The following is an 8533-nucleotide window of genomic DNA, read 5'->3' on the forward strand; positions in this document are numbered from 1 at the left end:
GCCAGGGGCGGTCCAGGTGGGTGGGGATCAGGGGGTCCAGGAAGGCGTAGCGGCGCAGGGCTGCCGGGTTCTGGGTGTCGAGGGACTGGACCCGGCGCCACCAGGCGCCGATCTCGGACCAGCCGGGGGCGGAGAGGGAGCCGCCGAATTCCTGGACGGAGAGGGCGGCGGTGAGGCCGGCCAGGGCGAGGCGGTCGGCGAGGGGCCAGCCGGCGAGGGTGCCGGTGACGAAGCCGGCCACGAAGACGTCCCCGGCGCCGGTCGGGTCGAGGGCCTCCACCGCGATCGCGGGCACCTCGGCGGTCTCCCCGGTGCGCCGGTCCACCGCGTACGCGCCCTCCGCGCCGAGGGTGACGACCGCGACCGGTACGTACTCGGTCAGGGCGTGCGCGGCCGCCTTGGGGCAGGTGGAGCCGGTGTACCGCATCGCCTCCTCCGCGTTGGGCAGGAACGCCTCGCAGTGCTCCAGGTCGGCGAGCCCGGCCAGGTCCCAGGCACCGGTGTCGTCCCAGCCGACGTCGGCGAAGATCCGGGTGCCCTTGCGGGCGGCCTGGGCGATCCAGGGCGCCCGGCGGCCCGGCGTGAGCGAGGCGACGGCGGCCCGCGCGGGCGGCGGGCAGTCGGGCGCGGGCTCCTCCGGGGGCGGCTCGTGGCCGTGGGAGATCATCGTGCGCTCCCCCTCGTACGCCATGGAGACGGTGACCGGCGAGTGCCAGCCGGGCACCGTGCGCGAGGGGGTGAGGTCGATGCCCTCGCCCCGCGCGAGCGCGTCCCAGCAGTACTCCCCGTAGTGGTCGTCCCCGAAGGCCGCCGCCAGCGAGGTCCGCAGGCCGAGGCGGGCCAGCGCGGCGGCCATGTTGGCGACCCCGCCGGGGCTGGAGCCCATTCCGCGCGCCCAGGACTCGGTACCGCGCACGGGGGCGGTGTCCAGGCCGGTGAAAACGATGTCGAGGAAGACGGTGCCGGTGAGATAGACGTCCCAGGGCGGATCGCCGGGGGCGCGCAGCGCGGCCAGCGGGTCGACCTGGGTCTGGTGGCGTGCTGCCCGGGTGAGGTGCTCCGGGTCGCCTCCGGTTTCCTCTCCGGCGATCGCGTGGGACGGCATCAGTGCGGGCTCCCTGACGTGGTACGGATCTGGCCAGTGTGCACCACCGACCGGCCGCCGACCGAGGGGTCGGCGGCCGGAATCCGATGGTTGGGGCCTGTCCGGCGGGGGCGCGCGGGGTCACCAGCGGGGCATCACCGGGGTGCGCCAGTCCGCGACCGCGACCCGCATCGCCGCGCTGTCGTCGCGGTCGCGCAGGGGGCCGTCGGCCGTCGCCCAGCGGTGGTGGAGGCGGTCGAGGGCGTCCCGGTCGAGGTCGACGCCGAGGCCGGGGCGGTCGGAGACGGTGACCTGGCCGCCGGTGAACGGCACCCGCTCGGTGAGCACGTCCTCGGCCTGCCACGGGTAGTGCGAGTCGCAGGCGTGGCGCAGGTTCGGCACGGTGGCGGCGACCTGGGTCATCGCGGCGAGGCTGATCCCGAGGTGGGTGTTGGAGTGCATGGACACCCCGACCCCGAAGGCGGCGCAGATCGCCGCGAGGTGCCCGGTGTTGCGCAGCCCGCCCCAGTAGTGGTGGTCGGAGAGCACCACCTGCACGGCGTCCCGGCCGAAGGCCTCCTTGATCTCCCCGAACGTCGTCACGCACATGTTGGTGGCCAGCGGCACCCCGGTCCGCGCGGCCACCTCGGCCATGGCGTCGGTGCCCAGCACCGGGTCCTCCAAGTACTCCAGCAGGCCGCCGACTTCGTCCGCCACCTTCAGCGCGGTCGGCACCGACCACGCCCCGTTGGGATCGAGCCGCAGCGGCCGCCCCGGGAACGCCTCGGCGAGGGCGCGTACCGCCGCGACCTCCTCCGCCGGCGCGAACACCCCGCCCTTGAGCTTGAAGGAGGAGAACCCGTGCCGCTCGGACAGCGCGCGGGCCTGCGCGACCACCCCGTGGGGGTCGAGCGCGGCACCCCACTCGTCCGCGTCCGACCCGGGATGCGCGGCCCACTTGTAGAAGAGGTAGGCGCTGTACTCGACGGAGTCCCGCAGTCTGCCGCCCAGCAGCGCGTGCACGGGCAGCCCGAGCGCCCGCCCCTGCGCGTCCAGGCAGGCGACCTCGAAGGCGGACAGCACGGACAGCCGGAGCTTGTCGGCGCTCTGCACCCCGCGCAGCCCGCCCGCGTCGACCGCGCCCTGTTCCCGGCTCCTGTCCACCGCGAGGTCGAGCGAGAACAGCGCGTTCACATCCGTGACCGAGCGTCCGACGAGCCTGTCGGCCAGGGGGCGGGCCAGCTCCAGGTACTTGGTGTCGCCGTAGGTCTCACCGAGGCCGGTCGCCCCGCCCGCCGTGACCACCTCCACGATCAGCCGGGGGGTGTACGGCTGGTGCACGCCCTGGGTGTTGAGCAGCGGCGGGTCGGCCACCAGGACCGGGGTCAGCCGCACCTCGGTGACGGTCAGCTCCGGGATCACAGGGCGGCTCCCACGAGGTCGAGCCCGGCGGCGAGGAGGTCCCTGAGCGCGGCGAGGTCGGCGGGCGGGGGGCCGGTCAGGGGCGCCCGTACGGGCCCCACCCGCGCGCCCCTGAGCCGGGCCGCGGCCTTGACCAGGGAGACGGCGTATCCGGGCACCCGGTCGCGGAGTTCGACGAAGGGGACGTAGAAGCCGCGCAGCAGCCGGTCGGCCGTGTCGTCGTCCCCGGCACGCAGCGCGGTGCGGAAGGCGCCGGCGATCTCGGGGGCGAAGGCGTGCACGGCGGAGGAGTACGCGGGCACGCCGACCGCGGTGTAGGCGCGGGCCTGGACCTCGGCGGTGGCGGCACCGTTGAAGAACAGGAACCCCTCGGGCGCGGCCAGGGTGAGCCGCTGGAGGCGGTCGAGGTCGCTGTGCCCGTCCTTGAGTCCGATGACGTTCGGGATGCCGGCGATGCGCCGCAACGAGTCGACGGTGTAGGCCACTTGGTCCCGCTGGTAGGCGATGAGCGGGAGCCGGGTGCGGGCGGCGAGGTGGGCGAGCTGGGCGACGAGCCCCTCCTGCGGGGCGGCGACGAGATAGTGCGGCAGCACCAGCAGGGCGTCCGCCCCGGCCTCCTCAGCGATCCGGGCGAAGCGCGCGGCCTGCGCCCAGCCGTAGCCGGTACCGGCGACGACGGGGACCCGCCCGGCCGCCTCCTCCACGGCGACGGTGACGACCTGGCGGTACTCGTCCTCGTCCAGGGAGAAGAACTCCCCGGTGCCGCAGGCGGGGAAGAGGGCGCCGGGGGCGGCGGCGAGGCGGTCGGCCACATGGGCGCGGCAGCCCTCGCGGTCGAGGGTGCCGTCCTCGTGGAAGGCGGTGAGCGGGAAGGAGAGCACGCCCGCCGCCATCCCCTCCCGCAGCCGCCGGGCCACGTCCTGCGGAGCGCCGCTCACCCGCACCATCTCCTCTTGTGAATACCGTCCATGTATGAGAACAGAGGCTAGATACACGTACTGGGGCCGTCAATGGGGCGGCGGGCGGGGCGGGTTGCGCTCGGACGGAGGGAGCACCGGGGAGTGCGCGGAAGCAGGCGGGCGCGGAGCGGGGGCGCGCAGCAAAGAGCCCCACCCCGCTCGGAAGCGGGATGAGGCTCTGTTCGGAGCGCCGGGCAGGCCTTGCACCTGCATTTCCCCGCAGGAAGCGGGGCGTCTTTCCTTGGACCACCAACGCACTGTCCGCCACCGGGAGTTCCGGCGACCGCGACGTGAACAACCATAGCGCATCCCGGAGTTCTGTGCGATCACCGTCCGGGCGTTCGAGCGGGAAATCAACCGTGGCTACCCGCTGCGGCACGGACCAAACGTGATAGTGATCTGAATCACATCGGCCCGGCTTCTTCTCGAAACCGCGTGCTTGATACAACTTGCTCGCGCGCTCCCGTCGAACAGACGGCCGTCGCCCCTCCCCCCTCTTTCACTCCTCGTCGAGCTGTCGCTCACGCCTGCCCTGGGAACGCCCGTGTTCGCCCCCCGCTCCACGCCCTGGCCCCTCGTCGCCCTTTTCACGGCCGGGTACCTCGCCTCGTATCTGCTGCCGACCACGGTCGGCCGTCTCGACAGCGCGCTGCCGCTGTCCGCCACCCAGGCCGGTGCCGTCGGCAGTGCTCTGCTGCTGAGTTCGGCCTCGGCCGGGTTCGCTCTGGCCGCCCGCGTGGACCGGTTCGGCGCCCGTGCGCTCGCCCGGCTGGGGATCGTCCTGGCCGTCCTCGGCTACGGCTCGGCCGCCCTCACCGACTCCGTGCCCGCCGTGGTGCTGGGCGCGGTCGTCGGCGGATTCGGCTCGGGCACGATGACGGCGGTCGCCGCGAGCGGCATCGCCGCCGGCCGCGACCCGCACCGGGCCACCACGTCCGGGCTGCTCGTGGTCTCGGCCCTGGCGGGCGCGCTCTACCTGACGATCCCCCGCCTGGGTCCGGGTCACGGGCTGCCGCTCGGCGCGGTCGCGCTGACCGCGCTCGCGGTGTGGCCGTTCACCGGCCGTCTGTCCGCCCGTACCGCCCCGGCGGCCGGCCCCGACGGCGTACGCCGGCCGCTCCCGCACCGCCGGGCCGGGCTGCTGCTGGCCGCGACGATGCCCTGCTGGTCGCTGGCGCAGAACGCGCTGTGGGGCGTCAGCGGGCGCATCGGCCTCGGGCAGGCGCACCTCACCGAGATCACGGTCGGCGCGGTGTTCGCCACGGCGCTCGGCGCCGGTCTGCTGGGCGTGGTCGGCGCGGGCGCCCTCGGCCCCCGGCTGGGGCGCGCGCTGCCCATCGGTATCGGCACGGCGCTGATCGCGGGCTGCATCGCGCTCAGCGCCTCGGCCACCGACCTGACGTCCTTCGCGCTGGGCGAGATCGCGTGGAACCTCTGCTACCCGGTAGTGCTGTCCTACGTGATCAGCCTGGCCGCCGCGCTCGACGTCCGCGGCCGCTGGGCGGTCCTGGTCGGCTCCGCCGCGTCGCTGGGCACGGCGGCCGGTCCGCTCACCGGCAGCGTCCTATCCGCCCGCGCGGGCTTCCCGGCGATGGGCGAGGTCCTGGCGGCGGTACTGCTGCTGGCGGCCGTCCCGATGACCGCGGTCGCCCTGCGGACGGCGCCCCGCCGCCTGCGGGTGGTGGAGATCCCGATCGCGGCCGCCCCGCGCACCGAGCTGGTCCCCGTCGGCGAGGTCCCGCCGGCTCCGTTCCAGGACCTCCCCGTCGTGGAGATCTCCCTGCGGGAGACCCCCGTCCCGGACCCGGCCGGCAAGGACGTCCGGGCGGGGGAGATCCTGGTCGGCGGAGCCACCGTCCGGGACCTGTCCGCCAAGGGCATCCCGGTCGTGCAGATCCCCTTCCCCGACACCTCCGGCGCGACCGTGCCCGCGTGACTACGCCTGCCCGTGGGGGAATTCGTACGCCTCGACCTCCGCCAGGTACCGCGCCCGGCGGGGTTCGTCGTCCTCCAGGAAGGAGGCGAGGAAGGAGTTGCGGGCCAGCTCGCGCAGCCGGTCCTCGGTCAGGCCGAGGGTCTGCTGGACGGCGGTGAAGTTGTCGCCCGCGTAGCCGCCGAAGTAGGCGGGGTCGTCGGAGTTCACCGTGCACATCAGCCCCGCCTCCAGCATCGCCGGGAGCGGATGGCCGGCCAGCGTGTCGACGGTGCGCAGGCGGACGTTGGACAGCGGGCACAGGGTCAGCGGGACGCGGTCCCGGACCAGCCGCTCGACCAGCGCCGGGTCCTCCACGGAGCGCAGCCCGTGGTCGATCCGCTCCACCCCGAGCAGGTCGAGGGCCTGAACCACGTACTCCGGCGGCCCCTCCTCACCGGCGTGCGCCACGCGCCGCAGGCCGAGCGCGGCGGCGGCCGCGTAGACCTCGCGGAACTTCTCCGGCGGGTTGCCCACCTCGGCGGAGTCCAGGCCGACACCGGTGATCCGGTCCAGGTACGGCCCCGCCGCGTCCAGCGTCGCGAGCGCCGACTCGGCGGACTCGTCCCGCAGGAAGCACATGATCAGCTTGGTCGAGACGCCGTGGGTCTCCTCGCTGCGGCCCAGCGCCCGCCACAGCCCCTCGATCACGGTCCCCATCTCCACCCCGCGCGCGAGGTGGGCCTGCGGGTCGAAGAAGATCTCCGCGTGCCGCACGCCCTGCGCGGCGGCGCGGGCCAGATAGGCGTCGGCCAGCTCCTCGAAGTCCCGCTCGGTGCGCAGGACGGCCATCAGCTCGTAGTACAGGTTCAGGAAGGACTGGAGGTCCTCGAACCGGTACGCGTGGCGGAGGGCCTCGGTGTCGGCGTAGGGAAGCTCGACGCCATTACGCTCGGCCAGACGGAACGCAAGCTCCGGCTCCAGTGTGCCTTCGATGTGCAGGTGCAGTTCAGCTTTGGGGAGGGGCATCGAAGTATCGTACGCCCGCCTCCTGACGCTCAGCCGCGCTTGGGGAGCGGCACCCGGTCCAGGTCGCGGGCCACGGTCAGCTCACCCTCGAACCCGGCCGCGCGGGCCTGCCGCTCGAACTCCGCGGGGTCGGAGTAGCGCTGGCTGAAGTGGGTGAGGACGAGGTGCCGCACCCCGGCGTCGCGCGCCACGGTCGCCGCCTGGCCGGCCGTCAGGTGGCCGTGCTCCTCGGCGAGCCGCACGTCCTCGTCCAGGAAGGTGGACTCGATGACGAGCAGGTCGCAGCCCTCGGCGAGGGCGTGGACGCCGGGGCAGAGCCGGGTGTCCATGACGAACGCGAACCGCTGCCCGCGTCGCGTCTCGCTGACCTCCTCCAGCGCGACCCCGCCGAGCGAACCCTCGCGCTGGACACGGCCGACGTCGGGGCCGGAGATGCCGTGCGCGGCGAGGCGGTCGGGCAGCATGCGGAGCCGGTCGGGCTCGGTCAGCCGGTAGCCGTAGGACTCCACCGGGTGGGAGAGGCCGTACGCCTCCAGCGTGTAGGAGGGGGTGGTGGCGAGGGGGCCGTCGGTGTCGACCGGTGCCTCGGTGAGGTCGACCGTCTCCCGGTAGGCGGTGGCGTACCGGAGGCGGTCGAAGAAGCGCTGACCGGAGCGCGGGTAGTGCGCGGTGACCGGGTGCGGCACCCGGTCCAGGTTGATCCGCTGGATCACCCCGGCCAGGCCCAGGCTGTGGTCGCCGTGGAAATGGGTGACGCAGATCCGGTTCACGTCGTGCGCGGCGACCCCGGCGCGCAGCATCTGCCGCTGGGTGCCCTCGCCGGGATCGAAGAGGATGCCCTCGCCGTCCCAGCGCAGCAGGTAGCCGTTGTGGTTGCGGTGCCGGGTCGGGACCTGGCTGGCGGTGCCGAGGACGACCAACTCGCGTACGGACACGGGGGTTATCCGGGAGGCCAGTTCAGGCCGCGGCCGCCGAGGACGTGGGCGTGCGCGTGCCAGACGGTCTGTCCCGCGCCGGTACCGGTGTTGAAGACGGTGCGGTAGCTCTCCAGGGACTCGCCCTCGGCGACTCCTCGGGTCTCCGCGAGGACATCGGCGGCCAGCTGCGGTGCCTCGGCGGCGAGTTCCGCGGCGTTCTTGTAGTGGGCCTTGGGGATCACCAGGACATGGGTGGGGGCCTGGGGGTTGATGTCCCGGAACGCGAGGGTGGTGTCGGTCTCCCGGACCACGTCCGCGGGGATCTTGCCCGCGATGATGTTGCAGAAGAGGCAGTCTTCTTGGGGTTCGCCGGCCATGTAGCTGCGCTCGCTTTCGCCGATGATCTTTGCCTCCGGCATCCTAGTCGTTCGGGTGCGGGTGCGTAGGGGCTGGTCGCGCCCACGCGGCGGAGCCGCACATCGACACGGCCCCGCGCCCCTCAGGTGGGCAGACCCGGAGGCGTTTTCGCCGGCTGCCTCTCCAGTGCCTCCAGGGCCAGCCTTATCGCTTCGTTCAGTTGGGGGTCCTCGTCCGCTGCCCAGTCCTGGGGGCGCATCGGGATCTCCACGTCCGGGTCCACCCCGTGGTTCTCCACGTCCCAGCCCGCGCCCTGAAGCCAGAAGGCGTACTTGGGCTGGGTGACGACCGTGCCGTCCACCAGGGTGTAGCGGCTGTCGATGCCGATCACTCCGCCCCAGGTGCGGGTGCCGACGACCGGGCCGATACCGAGGGCTCGGATCGCGGCGTTGACTATGTCGCCGTCGGAGCCGGAGAACTCGTCGGCCACGGCCACCACGGGACCCCGGGGGGCGTCCTGGGGGTAGCTTTCGGGGCGCATGCCCCGGGGGAGGTCCCAGCCGACGATGCGCCGGGCGAGCTTCTCGACGACGAGCTGGGAGGTGTTGCCGCCGCGGTTCTCGCGGACGTCGACGACCAGGCCCTCGCGGGTGACCTCGACGCGCAGGTCGCGGTGGATCTGGGCCCAGCCGGGGGCCTGCATGTCGGGGACGTGGAGGTAGCCGAGGCGGCCGCCGGAGCGTTCGTGGACGTGGGCCCGGCGGCCGGCGACCCAGGCGTGGTAGCGCAGCGGCTCCTCGTCGGCGAGCGGGACGACGACGGCGTGCCGGGGCTCGCCGCCGCCCGCCGGGGC

General features: G+C 73.9%; 8 protein-coding genes. 1 reads left to right on the forward strand and 7 read right to left on the reverse strand.

The annotated features are described in order from the left end of the window. The 3 genes from CCN33_RS01430 to CCN33_RS01440 all read right to left on the reverse strand — a co-directional run. A partial coding sequence (locus CCN33_RS01430; protein ID WP_425275818.1) for a carbohydrate kinase family protein occupies nucleotides 1-1108 on the reverse strand: 1108 nt, incomplete at its 3' end. Between the two features lie 117 nt (nucleotides 1109-1225). Next, entirely contained in the window at nucleotides 1226-2506 is a 1281-nt protein-coding gene (locus CCN33_RS01435; RefSeq protein ID WP_086690227.1) for a glucarate dehydratase family protein, read from the reverse strand. Further along, the gene (locus CCN33_RS01440; protein WP_086690229.1) at nucleotides 2503-3453 is read right to left on the reverse strand and encodes a 5-dehydro-4-deoxyglucarate dehydratase; all 951 of its coding nucleotides are present in this window, start codon (nucleotides 3451-3453) and stop codon (nucleotides 2503-2505) included. Before CCN33_RS01440 ends, CCN33_RS01435 begins: the two co-directional genes overlap by 4 nt. A gap of 556 nt (nucleotides 3454-4009) precedes the next feature. On the opposite strand from CCN33_RS01440, the gene CCN33_RS01445 reads away from it, so the two are divergent. Then, a complete protein-coding gene (locus CCN33_RS01445) occupies nucleotides 4010-5401 on the forward strand; it encodes an MFS transporter (protein WP_244173541.1) in 1392 nt (463 codons plus the stop codon). Here the strand turns inward: CCN33_RS01445 and CCN33_RS01450 are convergent, their stop codons facing one another. The 4 genes from CCN33_RS01450 to CCN33_RS01465 form a co-directional block, all read right to left on the reverse strand. Continuing rightward, complete coding sequence (locus tag CCN33_RS01450; protein WP_086690231.1) at nucleotides 5402-6406, reverse strand: adenosine deaminase; 1005 nt, start codon at nucleotides 6404-6406, stop codon at nucleotides 5402-5404. A gap of 29 nt (nucleotides 6407-6435) precedes the next feature. Beyond that, a complete protein-coding gene (locus CCN33_RS01455; protein WP_086690233.1) occupies nucleotides 6436-7341 on the reverse strand; it encodes a ribonuclease Z in 906 nt (301 codons plus the stop codon). A gap of 5 nt (nucleotides 7342-7346) precedes the next feature. Beyond that, on the reverse strand, nucleotides 7347-7700 hold the full coding sequence (locus CCN33_RS01460; RefSeq protein WP_086690235.1) for a histidine triad nucleotide-binding protein: 354 nt from the start codon (nucleotides 7698-7700) through the stop codon (nucleotides 7347-7349). Between the two features lie 122 nt (nucleotides 7701-7822). Next, on the reverse strand, nucleotides 7823-8533 hold a 711-nt coding region (locus CCN33_RS01465; RefSeq protein ID WP_244173543.1), incomplete at its 5' end, for a S41 family peptidase.

Origin of the sequence: Streptomyces recifensis (assembly GCF_002154615.1) — a bacterium.
Classification (GTDB): domain Bacteria; phylum Actinomycetota; class Actinomycetes; order Streptomycetales; family Streptomycetaceae; genus Streptomyces; species Streptomyces griseoluteus.

Bases quoted from the DNA above. Each gene is read 5' to 3' on its own strand.
- CCN33_RS01440 (WP_086690229.1), bottom strand. From the start codon at position 3,453: ATGGTGCGGGTGAGCGGCGCTCCGCAGGACGTGGCCCGGCGGCTGCGG.
- CCN33_RS01450 (WP_086690231.1), bottom strand. From the start codon at position 6,406: ATGCCCCTCCCCAAAGCTGAACTGCACCTGCACATCGAAGGCACACTG.
- CCN33_RS01460 (WP_086690235.1), bottom strand. From the start codon at position 7,700: ATGGCCGGCGAACCCCAAGAAGACTGCCTCTTCTGCAACATCATCGCG.